Source organism: Streptomyces sp. NPDC028722 (assembly GCF_040637655.1).
GTDB lineage: Bacteria > Actinomycetota > Actinomycetes > Streptomycetales > Streptomycetaceae > Streptomyces.
In genome coordinates, this window is the sequence record NZ_JBEZWU010000038.1 from 24,354 (window position 1) to 46,461 (window position 22,108).

At 72.0% G+C, this 22,108-nt stretch carries 21 protein-coding genes and 2 pseudogenes; 11 read left to right on the top strand and 12 right to left on the bottom strand.

The window, feature by feature from the left end:
• Positions 1–202 precede the first annotated feature (202 nt).
• Positions 203–898, bottom strand: coding sequence for a haloacid dehalogenase type II (locus AB0F03_RS34355; protein ID WP_361999465.1), 696 nt, complete (start codon positions 896–898; stop codon positions 203–205).
• A gap of 82 nt (positions 899–980) precedes the next feature.
• Here AB0F03_RS34355 and AB0F03_RS34360 point away from each other — a divergent pair.
• Positions 981–1,239, top strand: a pseudogene (locus AB0F03_RS34360) (beta-glucosidase); the annotation flags it as partial.
• Between the two features lie 95 nt (positions 1,240–1,334).
• Here the strand turns inward: AB0F03_RS34360 and AB0F03_RS34365 are convergent.
• Positions 1,335–2,417: a DUF1996 domain-containing protein gene (locus tag AB0F03_RS34365; protein WP_361999468.1), complete on the bottom strand. Its 1,083-nt coding sequence runs from the start codon at positions 2,415–2,417 to the stop codon at positions 1,335–1,337.
• A gap of 130 nt (positions 2,418–2,547) precedes the next feature.
• On the bottom strand, positions 2,548–4,728 hold the full coding sequence (locus AB0F03_RS34370) for a discoidin domain-containing protein (RefSeq protein WP_361999470.1): 2,181 nt from the start codon (positions 4,726–4,728) through the stop codon (positions 2,548–2,550).
• A gap of 922 nt (positions 4,729–5,650) precedes the next feature.
• Between AB0F03_RS34370 and AB0F03_RS34375 the strand changes: the two genes are divergently transcribed.
• Positions 5,651–6,106 (top strand): TerB family tellurite resistance protein, encoded by a 456-nt coding sequence (locus tag AB0F03_RS34375; protein ID WP_361999473.1) that lies wholly within the window; start codon positions 5,651–5,653, stop codon positions 6,104–6,106.
• Positions 6,107–6,276: 170 nt separating this feature from the next.
• Here AB0F03_RS34375 and AB0F03_RS34380 read toward each other — a convergent pair whose 3' ends face one another.
• Complete coding sequence (locus AB0F03_RS34380) at positions 6,277–6,660, bottom strand: BlaI/MecI/CopY family transcriptional regulator (protein ID WP_361999476.1); 384 nt, start codon at positions 6,658–6,660, stop codon at positions 6,277–6,279.
• A gap of 340 nt (positions 6,661–7,000) precedes the next feature.
• The gene (locus AB0F03_RS34385) at positions 7,001–8,074 is read right to left on the bottom strand and encodes a hypothetical protein (protein ID WP_361999479.1); all 1,074 of its coding nucleotides are present in this window, start codon (positions 8,072–8,074) and stop codon (positions 7,001–7,003) included.
• A 242-nt stretch (positions 8,075–8,316) separates the two neighbouring features.
• Between AB0F03_RS34385 and AB0F03_RS34390 the strand changes: the two genes are divergently transcribed.
• Both AB0F03_RS34390 and AB0F03_RS34395 read left to right on the top strand, forming a co-directional pair.
• Positions 8,317–10,185, top strand: coding sequence for a hypothetical protein (locus tag AB0F03_RS34390; RefSeq protein WP_361999482.1), 1,869 nt, complete (start codon positions 8,317–8,319; stop codon positions 10,183–10,185).
• Between the two features lie 163 nt (positions 10,186–10,348).
• Entirely contained in the window at positions 10,349–10,876 is a 528-nt protein-coding gene (locus AB0F03_RS34395) for a TerD family protein (protein WP_361999485.1), read from the top strand.
• Between the two features lie 42 nt (positions 10,877–10,918).
• Here AB0F03_RS34395 and AB0F03_RS34400 read toward each other — a convergent pair whose 3' ends face one another.
• Positions 10,919–11,047 carry a hypothetical protein gene (locus tag AB0F03_RS34400; protein WP_361999488.1) on the bottom strand — a complete coding sequence of 43 codons (129 nt, stop codon included), beginning with the start codon at positions 11,045–11,047 and terminating at the stop codon, positions 10,919–10,921.
• Positions 11,048–11,082: 35 nt separating this feature from the next.
• Between AB0F03_RS34400 and AB0F03_RS34405 the strand changes: the two genes are divergently transcribed.
• From AB0F03_RS34405 to AB0F03_RS34415, 3 genes are all read left to right on the top strand, one after another.
• Complete coding sequence (locus tag AB0F03_RS34405; RefSeq protein ID WP_361999526.1) at positions 11,083–11,943, top strand: aldo/keto reductase; 861 nt, start codon at positions 11,083–11,085, stop codon at positions 11,941–11,943.
• Between the two features lie 22 nt (positions 11,944–11,965).
• A complete protein-coding gene (locus tag AB0F03_RS34410; RefSeq protein ID WP_361999491.1) occupies positions 11,966–12,313 on the top strand; it encodes a MerR family transcriptional regulator in 348 nt (115 codons plus the stop codon).
• A 211-nt stretch (positions 12,314–12,524) separates the two neighbouring features.
• Positions 12,525–14,132 (top strand): N,N-dimethylformamidase beta subunit family domain-containing protein, encoded by a 1,608-nt coding sequence (locus AB0F03_RS34415; RefSeq protein ID WP_361999494.1) that lies wholly within the window; start codon positions 12,525–12,527, stop codon positions 14,130–14,132.
• A 34-nt stretch (positions 14,133–14,166) separates the two neighbouring features.
• On the opposite strand, the gene AB0F03_RS34420 is transcribed toward AB0F03_RS34415, so the two are convergent.
• Positions 14,167–14,553 (bottom strand): metalloregulator ArsR/SmtB family transcription factor, encoded by a 387-nt coding sequence (locus AB0F03_RS34420; protein ID WP_361999497.1) that lies wholly within the window; start codon positions 14,551–14,553, stop codon positions 14,167–14,169.
• A 93-nt stretch (positions 14,554–14,646) separates the two neighbouring features.
• Between AB0F03_RS34420 and AB0F03_RS34425 the strand changes: the two genes are divergently transcribed.
• Positions 14,647–16,623, top strand: a complete 1,977-nt coding sequence (locus AB0F03_RS34425; RefSeq protein ID WP_361999499.1) for a heavy metal translocating P-type ATPase — start codon at positions 14,647–14,649, stop codon at positions 16,621–16,623.
• Entirely contained in the window at positions 16,620–17,036 is a 417-nt protein-coding gene (locus tag AB0F03_RS34430) for a (2Fe-2S) ferredoxin domain-containing protein (protein WP_361999502.1), read from the top strand. The genes AB0F03_RS34425 and AB0F03_RS34430 overlap by 4 nt, the downstream gene beginning before the upstream one ends.
• A gap of 133 nt (positions 17,037–17,169) precedes the next feature.
• Here the strand turns inward: AB0F03_RS34430 and map are convergent, their stop codons facing one another.
• A complete protein-coding gene (map, locus tag AB0F03_RS34435; RefSeq protein WP_361999504.1) occupies positions 17,170–17,952 on the bottom strand; it encodes a type I methionyl aminopeptidase in 783 nt (260 codons plus the stop codon).
• Between the two features lie 66 nt (positions 17,953–18,018).
• On the opposite strand from map, the gene AB0F03_RS34440 reads away from it, so the two are divergent.
• Entirely contained in the window at positions 18,019–18,321 is a 303-nt protein-coding gene (locus AB0F03_RS34440; protein ID WP_361999507.1) for a helix-turn-helix transcriptional regulator, read from the top strand.
• A 128-nt stretch (positions 18,322–18,449) separates the two neighbouring features.
• Here AB0F03_RS34440 and AB0F03_RS34445 read toward each other — a convergent pair whose 3' ends face one another.
• The 3 genes from AB0F03_RS34445 to AB0F03_RS34455 all read right to left on the bottom strand — a co-directional run bounded on the left by AB0F03_RS34445 (position 18,450) and on the right by AB0F03_RS34455 (position 20,859).
• Positions 18,450–19,469 carry a CorA family divalent cation transporter gene (locus AB0F03_RS34445; protein ID WP_361999509.1) on the bottom strand — a complete coding sequence of 340 codons (1,020 nt, stop codon included), beginning with the start codon at positions 19,467–19,469 and terminating at the stop codon, positions 18,450–18,452.
• Between the two features lie 473 nt (positions 19,470–19,942).
• Positions 19,943–20,593 carry a peroxiredoxin-like family protein gene (locus AB0F03_RS34450; protein WP_361999512.1) on the bottom strand — a complete coding sequence of 217 codons (651 nt, stop codon included), beginning with the start codon at positions 20,591–20,593 and terminating at the stop codon, positions 19,943–19,945.
• 119 nt (positions 20,594–20,712) lie between these two features.
• The gene (locus AB0F03_RS34455) at positions 20,713–20,859 is read right to left on the bottom strand and encodes a hypothetical protein (RefSeq protein WP_361999515.1); all 147 of its coding nucleotides are present in this window, start codon (positions 20,857–20,859) and stop codon (positions 20,713–20,715) included.
• A 163-nt stretch (positions 20,860–21,022) separates the two neighbouring features.
• On the opposite strand from AB0F03_RS34455, the gene AB0F03_RS34460 reads away from it, so the two are divergent.
• Complete coding sequence (locus AB0F03_RS34460; RefSeq protein ID WP_361999517.1) at positions 21,023–21,622, top strand: TetR/AcrR family transcriptional regulator; 600 nt, start codon at positions 21,023–21,025, stop codon at positions 21,620–21,622.
• A 75-nt stretch (positions 21,623–21,697) separates the two neighbouring features.
• On the opposite strand, the pseudogene AB0F03_RS34465 reads toward AB0F03_RS34460, so the two are convergent.
• Positions 21,698–22,108, bottom strand: a pseudogene (locus tag AB0F03_RS34465) (sodium:solute symporter); the annotation flags it as partial.

Below are 22,108 nucleotides of genomic sequence, written 5' to 3' on the forward strand. Positions count from 1 at the left end.
GGGCCGGCTGGTCCTCGCCCGGGTAGCCCGGCGCCGCGGCGGCAAACGGCGGCGTGATCATGGACTGCGGGGGCCCACCTCCCACCCCGCCCGGCCCACGTTCGGTCCACCGTGGCCATGGCGGCGTGGCGTCGCTCGGACACCAGCCGCCGTTCTGCCGCGCGTGCCGTGGGGGCGCCCCCCGTGCCTCACCGGGGATGGCTCAGTCCACTGCCGCGCCGAGCTGCCGGGCCAGGTCGGTCATCCCGGCCGCCTGCCGGGTCGCCGAGCGCTGCGTGGAGGGGTACGGAACCGGCGTGCGCCGCAGCCAGGCGGTGGCCAGACCGGCGCGCGCGGCGCCGTCGATGTCCCAGGGGTGCACCGAGACGAGCATCGCGGCCCCGGCCGGCACACCGACGGCGTCCAGCGCGTGCGCATAGGCGGCCGGTGCGGGCTTCCAGCGACCGCCGGCCCCCTCGACGTCGAGGTGCGTCTCGAAGCGGTCCGCCACTCCGGCCCTCTCCAGCACGGCGCGCGTGGTGTCCGCCGCGCCGTTGGTGAGCGTGACGAGGCGGTATCCGGCCGCATGCAGGGCCCGTACGCCCTCGGGGACGTCGGGGTGAACGGGCAGTTCCGGCAGGGCGCCGAGTACCTGCTCCACGGCCGCCTCCGGATCCACCCCGCCGGGCCGTTCACGGGCCAGCAGGGTCAGCAGGGCGTCCCGGGCCACCGCGGCGAACGGGGCCCGGCCGCCCGCCAGGGTGAGGGCGACGCCGTCGCGCAGGACGCCGGCGAACCAGGCCGACAGCAGGTGGCCGGGCAGGCCGACGTGCTCGAGACGGGCCGCGAGCGGGGACATGTCGGTGAGCGTCTCGTTGACGTCGAGGACGAGGACGGCGGGCCGGCGATCAGCGGACATCCGGTTCACCTCCGGGGGTGAGTAGTGCCAGGGCGTCGGCCGCCGAGGCCGGCCGCTCTTCCCGCGGTACCCGGGACCGGGTGAGACCATCGCGGCCCCGCTGGACCGGCACGGACTCCGCCACCACTTCCCGGCCACGGCCGGGACGACCCCGCCGGCCCGGTCCCGTACGCCCGCGAGCTCCGTCTGCCCGACGTCCCGCGCACGGACAGGCAGATCGACGCCGACGGCATGGAGAGCCTGTTGATGCGGCTCACCGACGACTACGGCATCCGACGCGCCTCTACGTCGCCGAGAACGGCTGCGCGTTGTCCGATCCCGTCCGTCCCGGATGTGACGGTGCAGGCCGTCTCCCGCCGGGGGGAGCAGACCGAGGGCCCGGCCTGTCCCCGCGGTGCGCACGGGACAGGCCGGGCCGAGCGGAACGGGCCGCCGGTCAGGGCAGCCGGTAGTCCTGGTTCAGGGCCGCGCCCGCTTCCGGGTGCGTCTGGTCGTACCCGCGGGCGTCGCACTGGAGGCCGCCCACCACGCAGTGGTCGACCATGGCCTTGAGCGTGCGGTCCTCCCAGCCGTTGAAGAAGTCGTAGTGGAAGGAGTAGCCGCGGCCGCTGGCCAGGCGCACCTGCGACATGTCACCGTTGACCGGGAACGCCATCTTGAACTCGATCATCGGCACGGCGACCGGGTGGTCGGCGGGGCACATGTTGTCGTTGGTGCCGGGCTTGACGACCGGGTAGGCCATGTGACTCTGGTGGTCCGGTGTGTCGAGATACTTCCCGTCCCAGCAACTGGGCGCCTGGAAGCGGATGTTGAGCTGGACGTCGGCCCGGCTGGGGCAGGTCGCGGGGAAGTCCGTGTTGAAGTAGCTGTCGCCGCACTCCCAGCCCTCGACGAAGCCCTTGAGGTGGCGGAACTCGTCGGCGCTCTGCATCGGGCTGCCCACGACGAACCGCAGCCCCTTGGGGAAGGGGCGCACGCTGGTGTAGTCGGTGACGCCGGCCTTGTAGTAGATGGTCTGCGGACCGACGGGGAGGATCTTCTGGTCTCCCTTGAACAGCGAGGGCATCCAGTACGCGGAGGCGTCGGCGGGCGCCTTGCAGGTGGTGGCGCCGCCGTACAGCGAGGCCGCGGTGCTGTTGGCGTTCGTCGAGGTGTTGCCCATGAAGGTGTGGTCGTGGGACTTGCCGGGCTGGCCCGGGTAGACGATCGGGTCGTCGGGGGCGGTGTGCGTGACCGAGCAGTTCGCCTGGAACTCGTGGAAGTAGCGCGGCGGCGGGGTGGCCGTGGACGGCGTGACACCGGTGACCTGGGGGACGGCCGGTATGTAGCCGTCGCCGTCCGGGTCGTCGGCGGACGCCTGGGTGGACACGGCCATCGTGTGCCCGGTGCGGGTGACGGTCGCGGATGCCGTGCCGCCGGTGTCGGTGGCGGCGGAGGCGATGGTGCCCACGCCGAGGACGCCGGCGAGCATCGCGGTGCCGAGGAGGAGTGCGGGGAGTCGTTTCGGACTCGATCTCATGGGGGTCTCCTGCCCATGGGGGGTGGGAAGGGCGCCCGCGCACGCGGGTGTGCGTCGCGCGGGTGGTGCGATCGGTGCGGTGGTGGCGGAAGCCGTGTGGGTTCCGCCGCCGTCGTCCGGGGCACAGCCGTCAGCTGTAGATCCCCAGCTCGTGCAGGGAGTAGCCGTAGCTCGTGCCGCGCGCCGTCAGCTGTAGGCGCACGTAGCGGGCGGTGGCCGAGACGTCGAGGGTGTCGACGTCACCGTCACCGGCGGTCGTGGAGTACACCGAACGCCAGTTGCTGCCGTCGTCGGAGACCTGCACCTCGTAGGACTTGGCGTAGGCCGGGTCCCAGACGAGCTGGAGCTTGCGCAGGGCCTTGGACGCGCCGAGGTCCACCTGGAACCACTGCGGGTCGCTCCAGTCGCTGGCCCAGCGGGTCTCGGAGCGGCCGTCGACGGCCAGTGCCGGGGTGCAGGGGCAGTCGCCGTAGGACTGCTGCGAGGAGGATGCGGTCGCGGGCCGGTTCAGCGCCAGGTCGGTGCCGGTCACCGGCGGGGCGACGACCTTGACGGACTTGGTCTCGATGCCGGCGTTGCCGTGGCCGTCCTCGGCCTGGACGTAGACCTTCCACACGCCGAGCTTCTGGGGCGCGGTGACGGCGAAGTTCCCGTTGCCGGTCGACCGCCACTGCGCCTCGACGAGCCGCTTGTCGCCGCTCGCGTAGTTGCCGCTGAGGAAGACCTTGTACGTGAGGGGGTCGCCGTCGGGGTCGCGGACGTCGGCGTGCACGGTGAACTCGGCCCCGGCCGGCGCCGAGGAGGCGGGGGTGACGGTCATGCTGCTGATGACCGGGGGCGTGTTGTCGCCGGCCGTCGAGCCGGTGTACGCCTTCTTGACGGCGTAGTACGACAGCCGCTTCAGCCCGTCGGGCACGAGGTTGAACCAGACGCCGCCGAAGTCGTGTTCGGTGCCGTAGTGGAAGAGGGTGGCGCCCAGGGCCACGCCCTGGTGGCCGGTGACGCAGTTCCAGGCCTTGGTGTAGCCGTCCGCCTTCTGCACGTCGGTCGGCTCGTCGGGGATGCCGTTGGCGTCGTCGGGCACCTCCCACTCGCCGGCCGGACCGGTCTCGGTGATGATGTAGGGCTTGGTGTAGCCGCCGTCGATCCAGTCCTGGCGGACCTTGCACACGTTGCTGTAGGAGTTCATCGCGTACAGGTCGAGGTCGGGTGCGTTGCGCTTGTAGTACGGCCAGGCGCCGGTCCACGCGTCGGTGGAGGTGACCGGGTGGTCGGGGTCGATGCTGTGGATCTTCTTGGCGACGTCGTCGACGAAGCTGGTGTAGGCGTTGCGCTGGGCTTCGAGTTGGCTGCCGCTGTAGCAGTTCTGTAGTCCGAGGACCGACTCGTTGCCGACGTTCCACATCAGCGTCGCCGGATGGCTCTTGTAGGCCTCCACCCACTTGGCGAACTCGGTGAGCGAGTTGTTCTTGTACGTCGTGTCGGTCACGTAGTCGACGCAGCCGCCGGCGCCCGGGCCGCCGCCCGGCTGGAGCCAGAAACCGTTGATGACGCGGATCCCGTTGGCCGCCGCGGCGTCCAGGAGCGTCTTGCTCGACGCGTCGGTGCCCCAGGTGCGGATCGTGTTGGCCCCCATGGCCTTGACGTCCGGCAGGTACCGGGGACCGTCGGAGACCGCCGGCCCCCAGGTGACGCCCTTGACGGTGTACGGCTGGCCGCCCGCGGTCAGGCGCCAGTTGCCCTGGGTGCCCTCGACCTTGACGGCGCCGCCCGGGGCCGGCGGCGGGGTGGTGCCGCCGGCGGAACCGTAGACCTGGAACTCCCACAGCGAGTACCCGTATCCGCCGGACCGGGCCAGGCCCTGCATGCGGACGTAGCGGCCGGTTCCGGAGACGGTGAGGTCGTCGGTGCCGCCGTCGCCGCCGGTCACCGTCTTCAGGGTGTGCCAGTCGGTTCCGTTGTCGGACGCCTGGATCTCGTAGTTCTTGCCGTAGGCCGATTCCCAGGTCAGGACGACGCGGCTGAGGTTCGACGTCTGGCCCAGGTCGACCTGGAGCCACTGCTGGTCGCTCCACTGGCTGGCCCACCGGGTTCCGGTCAGGTCGCCGTCCACCGCGGCGGCGGCCGAGTAGCCGGCCCCTTCCTGCGAGGAGGCGGTGGCGGTCCTGCCCTGGGACAGCAGGGCGTCGGCCGCGTGCGCGCTCGGCGCGAGGGCGACGGTGAGCGAGGAGGCGAGGAGTGCGCCGAGCGCGAGAAGGGACACGCCGGCGCGGCGTGGGAGGGGGGTGATCCTGGACGTTGGTCTGAACACGGACGCTCCTGACGGGTCGGTCGGTGCGGGTGCGGTCCCTCCGGGCCGGTGTGCGGGGCGGGCTCGGCCGGCCCGGAGGGAGTGGGTGCACGGGGCCACGCTCAGGACGGCGTGGCCCCGGGGCGTGGGATCAGGGAAACGGGATCAGGGAGGGGAGACGACGGTGGAGGGGACCGTCGAGGTGCCCGGCGCCGGTCGTCGTGGAGTAGGCCGTGTGCCAGTCGGTGCCGTCGGTGGGGAGCTAGATCCGATGGGCCTTGGCGTAGGCGGCCGTGCGGTGACCAGCGCGCCCACGGTGGCGGGCCATGTGACCGGGGCGTCCTCTTCGTGGCGGTGTCGCCACGGTGGTACCGAGAGCGGACACGAAGTCGTCTCCTAGGGAGCGGAGTCGGGGGCGGAGCGCGTCGGAGAGCGCTCTCCCGACCATGCCCGGCCATCATGACTCGGTCAAGAAGTTGAACACCCTTTTCTTTGACCTTCACTTAAGTCGGTGGGACCGTCGGTGATATACGGGGGTCCGCCGAGGCCGGCCTCCTCGCGGGGCCGATGCCCGGCCGTCGCCTCCCGGGCTGCACCGCACGGGGACTTCGTGTCCCCCGTGATGCCCCGCCGACCTCGCCGAGCGGGACGACGAGCGCTCGGCCGAGCTTGCGCCGCGCCCCCGCGTGCAGCACTGGCGGCCGAAGTCTTCGGCGAGGTCGGGGACTTCTTCGAGAGGGACCCTTTCGAGAGGGACTTCTTCTAGGGCGACGACGAAGACGAGGGCTGAGCCGGAACGTCGAGAGGCCGTCGTTCGTAGACAGGAGGGGGAAGAGCCCTGGCTCCCTGCCCCTTCCTGATAGTTTCTACGTTGTTGTAGAAGATTGTGCTGCTCCGGCCGCTCCCCCGGTCGGGCACACCTCACAACCCTTACGGAGTTCTGATGGCCCTGTGGGACCGCTTCAAGGAGTCCGCATCGACGATGCAGACCCAGCTCGTGGCGAAGAAGAACGACCTCAAGAGCGGCGCCTTCCGCGACGCGAGCATGGCGATGTGCGCGCTGGTCGCGGCGGCCGACGGCACCGTCGATCCGTCCGAGCGGCAGCGTGTTGCCCAGCTGATCGCCACCAACGAGGTGCTCCAGAACTTCCCCGCGGACGACTTGCGGCGCCGTTTCGAGGACAACCTCAACAAGCTGACGGCCGACTTCGCCTTCGGCAAGGTCAGCGTGCTCCAGGAGATCGCCAAGGCGAAGAAGAAGCCGGCCGAGGCCCGCGCTGTCATCCAGATCGGCATCGTCATCGGCGGCGCCGACGGCGACTTCGACAAGACCGAGCAGGCCGTGGTCCGCGAAGCCTGCTTCACGCTCGACCTGCCGCCGCACGAGTTCGACCTCTGACCGACCCCGCCCACGACGCCGGGCCGGCGCGAACGACGTCCGGCCCGGCGACGAGGTCCCGCCTCGTCGCCGGATGCCGACGGAGACGAAGCCCGTACCATCTGTGGGGCAGTTGAGCGGTGCCGGCCACCATGAGCAGCGCCGGACACGGTGCTGCGCCCAAGGAGGCGTCAGGCCTCGTCTTCGCTCCGAGGCAGGCTCAGCAGTTCTCGCAGCAGCCGTTCGTCGTCGGGGCCGAGGCCGGTGACGAAGCTGGCCAGCACGGCCTCTCTGTCACGCTCGGCGTCCAGCACCCTGCGCATCCTGCGGGCGGCCAGGCCCGCCTGGTCCGCCGCCGGGGTCCAGGCGAAGGACCGGCCCGTCCGTTCCCGGGTGACCGCCCCCTTGGCCAGCAGCCGGGTCAGGATCGTGATCACCGTCGTATGGGCGAGACCGCTGCCCAGGCGCTCCTGCACCCAGCCGGCCGTCGCCGGTCCGTCCGCTTCCCGCAGCGTCGAGAGGACCAGTGCTTCCAGCTCACCCTGGCGCCGCCGGGGGCGCTGCCGGTGATCCATCGCAGCTCGCCTCCTCTCCGCTCCGCTGCCGTCCGTTTCCCGGTCGGACATCGTATGGACGCCCGAAGCCTCTCATCCCCCCGCGGTCAGGCCCTGGGCGGCTCCACCGCCGCCGCACCCGTGGCGCTTGGTCCAGCCAACCACACCCCGACCGTGACGAATCGGCTCACGCCCGCGGCTTCCGCCGGTACCGCAACCCCCACGGCCCGCCCCAGCGCACCACCCGGGGCGGTCCTTCTTCACACCCGCCGCCCCTTCGGCACCTGTCACACCCATGCCGAAGAGGCCGCGCCCCTGATCACCGCAGGCCGCGGCCCTCTCGCCCGCAGCAGGCCGTCGGTCAGGCGGCGTCACCGGAGCCGGAGGCCCTGCGGCGGCGCACGAGGAACACCGCGCCCGTGCCGACCGCCACCGCGGCGCCGCCCGTGAGGGCGATGGCCGGGAGGGCGGAGTTCGAGCCGGTCCGGGCGAGGTGGCCCTGAGGCACGATCTCGGTGTCGCCCGCGGGCTTCTGCGGCAGCGGCTTGTTGCCGCCCTGCGGCTTGGCGTCGCCGGGGGCGCCGGGTGCGGAGCCGGCCTTGAGGATGTCGAACTCGTAGAAGCTGTCGTCGCCGGAGAAGACGCAGTTGCCCGCGTCGTCGGCGTACATGCCGATGCTGATGGCGTAACCGAGGCCGGCCGGGGCGGTCCTGTCCACGGCCAGGCGCAGGTCGATGGAGAAGGACTCCTTGGCCTTGACGTCGGTGTAACCCAGGTAGCCGGCGCCCTCGTCGTTCTCGTCCAGGGAGATGTCGACCCACTTGCGGGAGGACGGGTCCTTGTACTGGAGGACGAGGTGGGTGGTGTCGACAAAGTAGTTCTTCTCGTCCATCTGGGCGGTGAACACGCCGAGGTCGACGCGCTGGTAGGCGTGAGGGCCGCTGTTGCTGACGTTCAGCGCGAAGTCGTGGAAGCCACTGCCCGCCACGATCTTCGACGGCAGGCCGGAGAGGGTGGTGTGCAGATCGTCGTCGGTCTTCGGCTCGTCGCTGTCGGCGCACTCGGTGGGGAACCCGGAGGGAGAGGCCGAGGGGGACGCCGACGTCGAGGGGGACCCCGATGCGGAGGGGGAGGCCGATATCGAGGCCGAAGCGCTGGGGGTGGCCGTCTCGGAAGCGGACGGGCTGGACGTGCCGGTCCCCGGGGTGCCGTCCGTCGCGGGCGTGGACTCCTCCCCGGCCGGGGTCGTGTCGTCGGCGGCCGGGGTGGTGTCGTCGGCCGCGGGCGTGGACTCCTCCTCGGCCGGGGCCGTCTCGGTGGCGGTGGGCGACGCGCTGTCGTCATCCGACGCGTAGGCGACCGGGACCGCCAGCAGGACAGCCGGGGCGAGGGCGGCTGTCGCGGCGGCGAGAGCCAGGGAACGGCGAAGCTTCATGCGAACCTCAGGGGCAGAAGTGACCAATGTGTTCGCACACATGACCAACGGACACCCGGAAGAGTTGCCCAGAGCTCACACGATCTTTATGTGACATGGATCATGCAGGGGGAGGCGGTGGCGACCGGGTGGGTGTGGTGATCCCTCAGGGACGAGGCTTCGTCGGTACGTGACGAACCCGGTCCGGGACATCGCCGCACACCGGTGGTGTCGCGAGGGCGTCCGCACCGCATAATCCTCGGGTGTCCGAGCCTCCCGTCCCGATACCGTCCGGCTCCGTGCCCCCGGGCACGGCCGTCTGGTCGTCCGACGCCGCCGCCCGATGGACGCACGCCCAGGGCGCGCCCTGGGCGCGGCCCCTGTGGTCGGCAGCGGCGCTGCTGATCACCGTGGTCTGGGCGAGCGCGGCGACACCGGACCGGCCGTGCGGCGATGCCGCTCCGTGCGGTGCGGACTGGCTCGGCCTGGCGGAGACGGGTCTGTCCGCAGGGCTTCTGTACTGGCTCGTCCGGCTGCCGGAACTCGCCCTGATCGCCGCGCCGGTCCTGGCGGTCATCGTCGCGCGCGTAGAACTGCCCGGTAGCGGGCCGGTGGCGGTGGCCGCCAACTCCAGCGTCCTCCTGGCGCTGGCCTTCGGCTGGGCAGCCGCCTGCGCACGCGTCACCGCCCGTCACCGGCAACGAGGCCGGGCTGAACGGGCCGCGGGCGTCCGGCACTCACCGCCCCAGCCGGCCGTCCGGTCGCGGCGCGGGATCATGCCGGTCAGCGCGGGGCTGGTGCTCGTCGGGGTGGCCGCCTTCGCCGTCGTTCAGGGACTCGACGGCATCCGCGCGGACCAGCACCACGCGGATCGTGCCGCGCGCATCACCGCGACCGTGGTCGGACGGGGCGCGGAGTCGGTTCGGGTGCGCACCGGCGACGGCCGGCGCCTGAGCGTCAGCGCCTCCTCCCCGGAGGATCACCGCGTCGGCGGCATGGTGACCGTGCTGGAGGACGGGAGGTGGCGGCGCCTGGCAGCCGAGCCGTACGACGCCTTCGGCTGGCAGCTGCTCATCCTGGCCGCCGGCCTGCCCGGGGGTTCCATGCTGCTCACCGGCCTCCTGGCCCGACGCCGCGCCGCCGCACTGCGCCGTGCGCCGGCGCCGCCCCTGCGGGTGCTGGAACGCATCGACGATCACGGGCGGATCTGGATCTACGCGGGCGACGACGAAGCCGCCCGTTCACCGGTCCTGGTCGGCCGGTTCCCAGCGGATCGCGCCTACGCGGACGAGCCCGGGACGGAACAGGGCGACGACGAAGCGGACGAAGAAGAACCGCTCGTCATGGACACCCGGTTGCGCGAAGCCGTCATGTTCGGCTCCCCGCACGAAGGCGGCGAACTGGTCCTCGCCACCACCGGCAGGGACGGCCGGCCGGTGGTGATCCGTACGACCGGCCCCGTCCGGCTGCCCCGCCCCGGCAAGGGGCCGGTCATCGCCACCCGGCAGGCGGGCACCACCTCCGCGGCCACCGGCCCGCAGGAGCCGTCCGCGGCGGCCCGCGTCCCCACGCCTCTCCGCACGCCCCTGTCCCCGGCGGAACATCCTCTGCGCTGGGGACCGAGCGCTCTGGCACGCACGAGCGGCCTCGCCATGACCGTGTTCATGATCGCGGGTGTCACCTTCGGCGTCCACTTGCTCGTGACGGAGGGCTTCGGCTGGAAGGTCCTGCTCCTGCTCGGCCCCCTGACACTGGCCGACGCCGCTGCCGTACAGCTCAACTGGCGTGTCACGGCGGACAGTTCCGGATTGTGGCTTGCAGGGGCGTGGAAGGTCCGGCACGTCCCCTGGGAACGCGTGCGAGCCGTCCGTTACACAGCGGAAGGGAGCGTGGAGATAGCCATGACGGGCGACGGTACCTGGCGGCTCCCGGGCGTGGGCCTGCCCAAGGCGGAGCGTCGCCTCAACCTGTGTCCGTCGTACGTGCGCATGGTCCAGGAGGTCACCGCCCTCCACACGCATCCGGAGCTGCGGCCCACCCGGCCCGCCCCGCGCGCCGACCGCGGCCGTCCCCTGGGCCCCGTTCTGCTCGTCCTCACCGTCCTGGCCGTCAGGGCACGGTTCCTCGGCTGAGGCAGCAGCGACCCGCGGTACGGCGGAGGCGGGCTCCACCCGATCGGCGTGGCGGGACCCGGCGGTGGGGGAAGAGCCCCGAGGATGCTTCAAAAGGCTGTCGGAAACACATACTTGACTGTGCGGGAATGTCCCGCGGCGGTTCTGAGGGGGGAGCGGCAAGGTGAGCGGTGTCGGTGAGGGGCTGGGCAAGGTCGAGGTGCGGCTCCGATGGGATCCGAGTCCGTACGGGGAGCCGCCCCGGCATCTCGACATCATCGCGGCGACGTACCCGGTGGACGACCTCTACGGGCGGCCGGCGTATGTCGTGCACCACGGCAGCAGGTCGCCGGACGGCACCATCAACATGAGCCGGCACAGCGAGACCGGCATGGGTTTCGGCTTCGTCGAGGTGATGGAGCTGGAGTTCGAGCGGCTGTCGTCCGCCTATGGGCGGGTGGTGGCCGGGGTGGCCATCCACCAGGACGGCGGCCCCCGTACGTTCGGTGACATGTCCCACGCCGGGGTGGTCGTCGTCGAGGGGTACCGGCAGTTGCTGGCGGACGACTTCGCGCAGGTCGGCGATGCCACGGCCGCGACGGTCGCCGAGTTCACCAGGAACGCGTCCGGAGGGTGGGAGCTGCGCGAGATGATCCGGGGCTTCGACAGCGATCCGGTGCTCTTCACCGCGGAGATGGGGCGCGTTCCGTAGTCGTCGCCCGGTGCCGCTTCCGGTCGGTGCGTCCGCTCCCGGTCAGGTCTCTTCGGCCCGGCCCTCCACGTCCTCGGTGCCGGTGGGCCGGCCGGCCCGGTTCCAGCGGACGTACAGGCCGGCGGCGATGAGCAGCGTGGCCGCCATCGACAGCACGGGCCAGCCGCGCAACAGGTGATGACCGCGGCCGCGGCCAGGCCTTCGCGATCCTCGACTCCTTCGTCGCCGGCGGCGGTGTCTGGCTCGACACCGCGAACTGCTACTCCTTCTGGGCCGACCCCAGCGGCGTCGGCGGCGCCAGTGAGCGCCTCATCGGCGCGTGGCTCCGAGCCCGCCCGGGCGCGCGTGACGCGGTGCGGATCGCGACGAAGGTCCGGCAGAACCCGCTCGTCCCGCACTCCTGGCCGGACAGCGCCGAAGGACTGTCCGGCCGCGCCGTCCACGCCGGCGTCGAGGAGAGCCTGGACCGTCTCGGAGTCGATCACGTCGATATGCTCTGGGCCCATGCCGAGGACCGCGCCGTGCCGTTGGAGGAGACAGTCGGCGCCTTCGGTGAGCTGGTCACGAAGGGAACGGCGCTGCGGATCGGGGCGGCGAACCATGCCGCCTGGCGCGTCGAGCGCGCTCGGTCGCTCGCGCGGGAGCAGGGCGTGGAACCGTGGACGGCCCTGCAACTGCGCCACTCACTCGTCCAGCCCCGCCCACTCACTCCCCTCCCGGAGGCCGGTCACCGCATGCTCACCGCCGAGGACATGGACCTCGCGCGGTCGGAAGGGCTCACCGTGTGGTCGTACAGTGCGCTGCTGTGGGGTGCCTACGTGCGCGCGGACAAGCCGCTTCCGCAAGCCTACGATCATCTCGGGACCACCCGAGTGCTGTCGGTCCTGGACGACATGGCCGGCGAACTCTCGGCCACGCGGAACCAGGTCGTCCTCGCATGGCTGATGCGGCAGGGGATCGACCCCATCGTCGGCGCGAGCCGGGTGGAGCACGTCGAGCAGGCGCTCGCCGCACGCCAGGTGGCACTCGGCGACGAGCACGTGGCGCGCTTCGCCGAAGCGCGGTAGCGCCGGTCACGGAAGGGGCCCTATGACCGCCATCACCCCGGCAACGGCCGCCGGCCGCACCGGAGTTTCCCTCGACACGCTGCGCTACTACGAGCGCGAAGGGCTCATCGGCCCGATCCGGCGCTCCGCCGGTGGGCGCAGGGAGTACACCGAGGAAGACGTCTTCTGGATCGGCATGGTGACGTGCTTCCGTGACGCCGGCCTCGGCATCGCGGATCTGCGGGGCTTCGTCGCCATCGTGCGCGCCGAGCACCGCGCGCAGGACCGGGTCGCCTTCCTCCGCGAGCGCCGTGCCGCCCTGGAACAGCGAGTGGCCGCGCTGTCCCGGGCCATGGCGGTCCTGGACGAGAAGATCGCGTACTACAGCTGAGCGTGGAGGGCCGGCAGGACGGTCACCAGGGCCGGGGCGACCTGGCCGCACCGGCGCCGCCTCCCTGGACCGGGCCGGGGCGGTGTCAGGGGTGCCGCGGCCCGCGCCCCTCCATGACGCCCGGCGCCCGGGAACAGGGCGCGCGGCCCGCGTCGCTGTGTCACCTTGTCCCGGAGAGCGGGTGACGCTGGCCGGAATTACGGGAGGCGATATGGGCACGGGTCCTGGCCGGGAAGGGATGCCGGAGGACGGGACGGCGCCCGTACAGCGGCTGGTGCGCAGGCGCTTCCTCGGAGCGTGCGCCGGCATCGGGCTCGCCTCGGTGACGGCCGCCGCCTGCGACGCTGCCGCTCCCCCGCGCGGACCCCACCGGGCGGCCGTCGGCCACCGGCCCGAAGCGGAACGGGACCGGCCGGGGACACCCGACTGGCGTATCACGTCCCGGGGTCCCGCCCCGGCCGTCGCCGGCTACGCGGACCGGGTGAGCGTGGTGCCGGGCGAGGAGTGCGGCCTGTACGTCTCGACGACCGCGTCGTCCTTCCGGGTCTCGGCCTTCCGTGTCGGCTGGTACGGCGGGGCCGGGGCGCGGCTCGTGTGGTCGTCGGAGCGCGTGCGGGGCCGCGTCCAGCCGGAACCCCGCTTCCTGGCGGACACCCGCACCGTGCGCGCGGACTGGCCGCGCACGCTCACGTTCGGCACGGCCGGCTGGCCGGAGGGCGCGTACCTGCTGCGGCTGGAGGCGGACAGCGGCCACCAGCGCCACATCCCGCTGATCGTGCGCTCCACGCAGGGCTCGGGACGGACGGTCCTGATCCACGCCCCGGCCACCTGGCAGGCCTACAACCGGTGGGGCGGCTACAGCCTCTACGCCGGTGCCTCCGGCGCGTACGCCACCCGTTCCCTGGCCGTCAGCTTCGACCGGCCCTACGACGCCGACGGCGCGGAGAAGTTCATGGTGTACGAACGGGCGGCGGTGGTCCTGGCGGAACGGCTCGGCATACCCCTCGCCTACACCACCGGGACGGATGTGCACCGCGACCCGGAGGTCCTGCGCGGCGCGGCCGCCGTCGTCTGTCTGGGGCACGACGAGTACTGGACCTCCGAGCAGCGCCGGCATGTCACGCAGGCCCGCGACGCCGGCACCAACGTGGTCTTCCTCGGCGCCAACACCTGTTTCCGCCGTATCCGGCTCGAGCACGGGGAGACGCGGCCGGACCGCACGGTGGTCTGCTACAAGACCTCCGTCCGGGCCGACCCCTGCTACACCACCCGGCCCGCCCTGGTGACCACCGACTTCCGCCAGGCTCCGGCGCCGGATCCCGAGTCGTCGCTCACGGGAGTGCTCTACGAGGGCTTCCCGACGGACGCGCCGTACGTCGTCCACGCGGCGGACCACTGGCTGTACGAGGGAACGGGCGTACGGCCCGGCGACGGTTTCGACCACCTGGTCGGCGTCGAGTACGACCGGGTCACACCGGCTGCGCCCGTCCCCGGGCGACTGGAGATAACGGCCCACTCCCCCTTGGTGTGCGGTGGCCGCCGCAGCCACAGCGACTCGGCCTACTACACGGTCCCGAGCGGCGCGGGCGTGTTCGCCACCGGCACCATGCGCTGGGTGGAGGCCCTCATGGCCGGCACCCCCGACGGAGGCCGCGACCACGGGATGGATGCCCGTACCCGCACCTTCGTGACGCGCACGACGGAGAACGCCCTGCGTGCCTTCGCGCGGGGCCCCGCCGCCCGACACCGTCCGGCAGCGCGCCCGAACGTCAGCGAGGTGTACCGGGCGGGCGCGTCGGGCGGTGCGCCGACCGGCTGAGGCTTCGGCGAGTGCCGGCGGCGGGTCGCCCGCCTCAGTCCGCGGCGGCGGGCGCGGGCAGGCCGGCAGGGGCGTCGCGGACCCCGAGCCGCAGGTGCTCCACGTGGTAGAGGGCCTGGTCGAGGAGTTCGGCGACGTGGTTGTCGTAGAGGGCGTAGACGATCGAGCGCCCGTGGCGTTCGCCGGTGACCAGTCCCAGATTGCGCAGGAGGCGCAATTGGTGGGAGCAGGCGGAGGCTTCCATGCCGACGGCGTCGGCGAGGTCGCCGACCGAGCAGGGCCCCTCCTGGAGCCGGGCCAGGATGTACAGCCGCGAGGGGGTGGCGAGGGCCTGGAGGGTGGCGGCGACGTCGGCGGTGCCGACGGCGTCGAGGCGCTCGCGGGTGGTGGCGCTGGTGGCGGTGTCGGTTCCGTGGCCCATGCGGTCATCATACGCATGACACATGAAGACCTATTCAGACGTTCCTGTATGGTGGGAGTATTGCCCCGTCCGCCGGTGAAGGGTTGTCCTGTCGTGCCTTCTGTCCTGGATCAGCGGCCCGCGCCTGCCGCCGCCGACCCGCGTCCGGCGCCCGCACCGAGGCGTACTCGGGTGCTGGCGCTGCCGGAGGCCCGGTGGGCGCTGGCCGCGCTGGTCCTGTTCCTGGCCGCCCTCCCGCTTCATCTCCTCGGCGCCCCGGACTGGCTGTGGGCTCCGCTGTACGCCGCCGTCTACGTCACCGGCGGCTGGGAGCCGGGACGGGAGGGCCTGAAGGCTCTCGGGAACAGGACCTTGGACGTGGACCTGCTGATGGTCGTCGCCGCTCTCGGCGCGGCCGCCATCGGCCAGGTCCTCGACGGGGCGCTCCTGATCGTCATCTTCGCGACCTCCGGCGCCCTGGAGGCCGTCGCGACCGCCCGCACCGCGGACTCCGTGCGCGGCCTGCTCGATCTCGCCCCGTCCACCGGGACCCGGTTCCTGCCCGACGGCGGCGAGGAGACGGTCCCGGCCGAGGCGCTGAAGGTCGGGGACACGATCCTGGTACGGCCCGGTGAGCGGATCGCCGCCGACGGTCAGGTCCTCGACGGGGCGAGCGAGGTCGATCAGGCCACCATCACCGGGGAGCCGCTGCCGGTGGCCAGGGGGGTCGGGGACGAGGTGTTCGCGGGCACCGTCAACGGCACCGGTGCCCTGCGCGTCCGGGTCGAGCGCGACCCTTCGGACTCGGTGATCGCGCGGATCGTGAAGATGGTCGAGGAAGCCTCCGGGACCAAGGCCCCCACTCAGCTCTTCATCGAGAAGATCGAGCAGCGGTACTCGATCGGCATGGTCATCGCCACCCTCGCCGTCTTCGCGGTCCCGCTCGCCTTCGGTTCCGACCTCCGGCCCGCCCTGCTCCGGGCGATGACCTTCATGATCGTCGCCTCTCCGTGCGCGGTGGTGCTCTCCACGATGCCGCCGCTGCTGTCCGCGATCGCCAACGCCGGCCGCCACGGCGTCCTCGCGAAATCCGCCGTCGTGATGGAACGCCTGGGGCAGGTCGACGCCGTCGTCCTGGACAAGACCGGCACCCTGACGGAGGGCACCCCACGCGTCACCGATGTCCGTCCCCTGCCGGGCACCGGCCTGACCGAGAACACGCTGCTGGCGCTGGCCGCGGCGGCGGAGCACGCCAGCGAGCACCCGCTCGCCCGCGCGGTCGTCGACGCCGCCCGCGTACGCCGTCTGCCGCTGCCGGAGGCGCTGGACTTCGCCTCCGCCCCCGGCCGGGGCGTGAGCGCCACCATCGACGGCCGCACCGTCCGGGTCGGTTCCCCCGCCCACCTCCTGCCCGAACTCGGCGCGACCGTGCGCGACTTCGTGGCGGACCTGGAGGGCGCCGGGCGGACCGCGGTCCTGGTCCTGAGCGACGGCACTGCGGCCGGGGTGATCGGCATCGCCGACCGGCTCCGCCCGGACGCCGCCGCCACGGTCGCCGCCCTCACCGCGCTGACCGGCCGCACCCCGGCCCTGCTCACCGGCGACAACGAACGCGCCGCCCGACAGCTGGCCGGCCAGGTCGGCATCAGCGACGTCCGCGCCGGACTCCTGCCCCAGGACAAGGTCGCCGCCGTCAGGGAACGGGAGGCCGAGGGCCGCCGGGTGCTCGTCGTCGGCGACGGCGTCAATGACGCCCCCGCGCTCGCCGCCGCCCACTCGGGCATCGCCATGGGCAAGGCGGGTTCCGATCTCGCCCTGGAGACAGCCGACGCCGTCGTCGTCCGCGACGAACTCGCCACCATCCCCAAGGTCGTCACCCTCTCCCGGGCCGCACGGCGCCTGGTCGTCCAGAACCTCGTCATCGCGTCCGTGTGCATCACCGCCCTGGTGGCCTGGGACCTCCTGGCCACCCTGCCCCTGCCGCTCGGTGTCGCCGGCCATGAAGGCTCTACAGTTGTCGTCGGCCTGAACGGCCTGCGCCTGCTGCGTGAAACGGCCTGGCACAACCCCGTCCGAGGAGGCGCCGCGTGAGCAAACGCTCCCGCCGTGCCGCGCCCGCCCCAGCCACCGGGGCCGAAGCGGCACGGCCCATGGTCACCGTCTGCCGCGGCTGCTGTTGCGGCACGCCGAAGGTTCCCGGCCTCGACCACGCCGCCCAACTCCGCGCGCTGCGCCAGGCGTTGGACGGGACGGCGACCGTGCGGGTCACCGACTGCCTGGACGCGTGCGAGCGCGCCAACGTGGTCGTGGTCCAGCCCTCCCCTGCCGGCCGCAAAGCCGGCGGGCGCCCGGCGTGGCTCGGCCTGGTCAACGACTGCGACGCCACCGCCGACATCGCCACCTGGATCGAGGGCGGCGGCCCCGGCCTCACCGAACCGCCCGGCATCCTCGACCTCTACACCTTCAGCCCGTCACGCCGCGTACGTGCCGAACTCGACGAGTAGAACCTCGTGCGGGTGCCCGCCCTCAGCGGTTGCCGGTGGCCGGTAGGGGGCGGCCGGTACGGCGCTCGTCCGTGCCGTCCCTGCCGTCCGTGCCGTCCATGCGGCGGGCGTCAGGGAACACGGGGCTCGGGCCTCACGACCGCGCCTGCTTCGGCAAGGTGAGGATCTCGGCTCCGTCCTCGGTGATGGCGATCGTGTGCTCGCTGTGTGCCGTCCGGCAGCCCGTCGCACTTCGCAGCGTCCAGCCGTCGGCATCGGTGACGAGTTCAGCGGTGTCCGCCATGACCCACGGCTCCAGCGCCAGCAGCAGCCCGGGGCGCAGCGTGTAACCGCGGCCGGGCCGGCCGGTGTTCGGCACGTGCGGGTCCTGGTGCATGGTCGATCCGATGCCATGACCTCCGAACTCGGTGTTGATCGGGTACCCCGCCTCGCCGAGGACCGTGCCGATGGCATGGGAGATGTCGCCGATGCGCGCCCCGGGCCCGGCAGCGGCGATCCCCGCGGCCAGCGCGCGTTCGGTCACATCGATCATCGCGACGCTCTCCGACGGCCTGGCGTCGCCCACGATGAAGCTGATGGCAGCGTCTGCGGCGACTCCGCCCCTGGAGACGGCGAGGTCGAGTGTCACCAGATCGCCGTCGGCGAGCCTGTAGGCGTACGGCCGTCCGTGGAGGACGGCGTCGTTGACGGCCGTGCAGATGTAGTGGCCGAACGGGCCGCGCCCGAAGGACGGCTCGTAGTCGACGTAACAGGATTGCGCTCCCGCCTCGACGATCATGGTCTTGGCCCACCGGTCGATGTCCAGAAGGCTCGTGCCGACCGCGCTACGGCTCTTCAGCGTCTGGAGGATGTCAGCGACCAGGGCGCCTGTGTCCTTCGCCCGGGCCAGCAGGGTGGGGTTCAAGATCTCGATCATGCGGCGCCCTTCTCATGCGACCAATAACTATACCGGGACTACTATACCGGTACTAGAATGGGAGTCATGGTCAGGTTGCCGCTCACCCCCGCAGAGGTCGAACGCGGACAGCGCCTCGGTGCCCTCCTACGGCGGGCCAGAGGAGAGCGCTCGATGCTCGACACCGCGCTCGACGCACGTGTCTCACCGGAGACCCTCCGGAAGATCGAGTCGGGCCGCGTGGCCACCCCCGCCTTCCCGACCATCGCGGCGATCGCCGACGTCCTCGGCCTCTCCCTCGACGCCGTGTGGGCCGAGATCAGCCGGCCCGAACGTGGCGTCAGGTCCACCGGCTCCGGCCGCAGCGCACGTGAGCAGTTGACCTCGTAGAGGCCGACCGGGTGTCGCCGGGAGCGCCTCGACAACAGGGCACTGCCGAAAGGCAAACCCCCACGCATTCCCTGCACCGCACGGGCCGAGACGACGTCCAGCGGTCCTCCCGGTGACCGGCTGCGGACTTACCGGTCCTCCAGATCGTCGTCATTACGCAGCCTGCGCCAGAGGTGGGTACGGTGCAGGACGTAGAGCGCTGCGAACAGGACGCCGACCTGGAGACCGACGGCGAGGAGCCAGAAGACGGCCCGGCTTTCCATCTCGTCCGTGAGGAAACTGAAGTTCATGCCGAAGTAGCCGGTCAGGAACGTCAGCGGCAGGAAGATCGTCGACACGATGGCCAGCCGGTTGATCACGCCGTTCTGCTCGCCTGCCGCCAGGGAGGAGTAGCTGGCGGAGGCCCGCCGGGTGGCGTCCTGGAGGGCCTCGACGTCCGTGAGCACCAGTCTGCCGGCGTGCTGGAACTCCCGGGCGAGCCGTTGGCGCTGTTCGGGGAAGCCGCGGTTCAGCATCCGCCTCGTGAAGGTCTCGTCCGTCACCTGGAGGTACGGGAGGAGGGTGTGGTGGAGAAGCGCGGCGCGCCGTCGCAGTTGTGCCAGGCGGTAGACCTGCTGCGGGTTCCGCTTCTCGAACATCTCGTCCTCCAGGTCCTCCACCACCAGAAGGTCCGCCACGGCGGCCCGGCGGAACGTCTCCAGGGCCTCTTGGAGCAGCAGGAAGAGCATGGCCACGGTGTCGGGCGGCCCCTCATGCCTCAGCCGCGCGATGAAGTTCTCCAGTGGCGTGGCCGGCCCTCGGTGGAGCGTGACCAGGTGCCGCTCGGTCACGAGGGCGTGGATGCGGACGATCCGGTCGTCGACGAACACGGGGACGACGAAGCCTGCCCTGTCCCCGAGGAAATCGGCCCTCGCGGGTTCGCCGACCCTGCCGAACCAGTACGGGGTCTCGGCCTCCAGGCCGAGCTGTTCGATGACCGGCCGTTCGTCCGTCTTAGCATCGCCGGTCGATGGGTCGTCGGTCGTCGGGTCGTCGGGCAGGTGGACGTCGACGAGCAGGAAGTCGGACCCGGCGAGGCGTTCCCGGGCCTCTGGCAGGCCGGTATGAGTGGCACTCCCCGCCGGCATCGATACCACCGATACGATCATCTGCCCTCACCGTCGTCACGGCCCCTGGGTCTCACCGTGCGCACGATCCGGCGTCCCCGCATGCGGGCGCACGCATGCGCCGCACCGGATGCCCCCTACGAGTGACAGCGGGTGGCGGGTGCTTCCACCGGACTCCGGGTGCCGGCAGCCGGACCGTGCGCTTCGGCAGGACCCGGTGCCGTGCAGCCGCTGCCCGGGGGTCGGTGGCGACCGGGGCTGCCGGGTGCCTGAGGTCGCGTCCATGACGAGGACCACACCCCCACGCCCGCTCGATGTAGGGGCGCACTTCCCGGACCTCGCCGTCCATCGGACATCCGCACCGCTGGAGCATCCAGCAGCGTGCCGGGACCGGTCGTCCGACTGCCTTGGACGCGGCCGGAGTTGTCCTCCGGCCGCCCGGAATCGCATCGGCGTCGCCGCGGGACCCGGGCCGGTCGTCAGGTCGCCGCGCCGAACAGGCGCTGGATGGCGCCTCAGCCGAGCGCGTCGAGGGCGGTGATGATGTCGGCGGGTTCGGCCCGCTTGGTGTAGTCGGTGTCGGCGAAGGCCCAGCGGATGGTGCCGGTGCCGTCGATGACGTAGGTGGCGGGCAGGGGCAGGGTGCGCGGGTGGCCGCCGTTGACGCGCTGGAGGTCGAAGCCGAGCTTGTCGTAGACGGCGGCGAGGTCGTCGGGGAGGTCGAAGGCGAGGCCGTACTGCTTGGCGGTGTCTGAGCCGATGTCGCTGAGGACGTCGAAGGCGAGGTCGTGCTTCTCGGTGAGGGTGAGGGATTCGTCAGGGATCTGCGGGGAGACGGCGACGAGGCGGGCGTCGCGTGCGGTGATGTCGGTGTGGTGTTGCTGGAGGGCACGCAGGGCGAGATTGCAGTACGGGCACCAGGCTCCGCGGTAGAAGGTCAGCACGACCGGGCCGTCGGCGAGCAGGTCGTCCAGGGCCGTCGTCCGGCCGGTCGCGGAGGGCAGCCGGAACCGGGGGGCCTGGTCGCCGACGGTCAGGGCCCGGTCGCTCTGTCCGGAGTCGGCGAGTGCCTGGCCGGATCGCCGCATGACCTCCCGGACCTCGGCGGGGATCTGCTGCTGGCGGGCGTCGTAGAAGGCGCGCAGTTCGGCGTTGAGACTGAGCATGCTGCATTTCTCCCGGTCGATGGCAGGCGCGGGGCGGAGCCCCCCCCCAGAACTTGAAACGACCGTTCCAAGATAAAGGCAGGACATGGCCCCGCGCCAGGCGACGTGCGGTGGGAAGCTCAAAGAGTGGTGAACGGGCGGTGGTCCGCCAGGGCGAGCATGCGCACGAATTCGGTCAGCCGGATCCCCCGGCGGGCGAGAAAGCGGAGGAACCGGGGCCCTCGGGGGCCGTAGGCCGCCGTCCAGAGTGCTGGTATGCGATTCATGGCCGCAGGATGGCGGCGGTGCCGTCCCGCCGGGGGGATCGTGGACGAACCTGGATGCCGCTCCCGGACGGGCGGTGCGCCGGCGGCGTGCGTGGCGCTCCCTTTGCCCTTCGACGGGTGCGGAGTATCTTGGAATCCTCATTTCAAGATGGCGGGGTGACTCATGCCGGACGTCAAGCACTTCGATCCGGACGCAGCCCTGGAAACCGTGGTGCGGCTGTTCTGGCGGCAGGGCGTGGCCTCCACCGGAATCCAGGACATCGTGGCCGCGACCGGTCTCAATCGCTCCAGCCTGTACGCCACCTTCGGCGGCAAGCAGGAGCTCTACCTCACCGCGCTGCGCCGCTACCTCGAGCAGCGGTCGCAACCCATGTTCCGCCGGCTCGCCGAGGACGAGCGCGGACTGCCGGCCGTCGCCGAGTTCTTCGACGGCCTGATCGAGGCCAGGTGTTCGGGCGAGTACGCCCGCTGGGGCTGCATGGTCTCCAACGCGCACGCCGGCGCCGAGAGCGGCGACCCCGGCGTCCGCTCCGTCCTCGACCAGCACCACCAGGAGCTGCGAGACGCGATGTACGCGGCACTGGTCACGGCCGAGGCCGAGGGAGAACTCGCCGCGGGGGCCGATCCGGCGGCCTCGGCCGACCTGCTGGCCCTGCTCGCCTATGGCGTGAACCTGCGCTCACGCGCCGGTGCCGACCCCCGGGCGCTGAGGAGGACGGTGACCGCCGCGCTCCAGTCGATCGGCCACCCGGCTGCCGCGTGACACGGCGGACCCGTGAGCTTCCGGCCCGGCGCGGGCTGAGCGCGGGGGGCCGGAAGCCGCGTGCCGGGCGGATCCTCAACCGGCGGACGGGGCAAGCGAATCGCCGGTCCGCGGCCCTCGCCGGCTGTCCGGGACGGCTGCTTCCGCGTCGGCCGTGTAGTCCCCCCGTTCGGTCTCGTCGACGCCGTCGGGGGCGTTCAGCGACTTCAGTACGAAGGTGAGCACCACGGTCACCACCACGTTGAGGACGAACGCCGTGAGGCCGATGTAGCCGATCTCGCCGATGCCGGGGATCTTCGCGCTGGAACCGCCGAAGTGCTTCTGCGCCGGCGAGGCGATCCCGTACGCGGCGAGCGTGCCGTAGACCATGCCGACCGCCCAGCCCGCGAGGAGTGCCCAGCGGTGGAACCAGCGGGTGAACAGGCCGCCGACCAGGGCCGGGAACGTCTGGAGGATCCAGATGCCGCCCAGGAGCTGGAAGTTGAT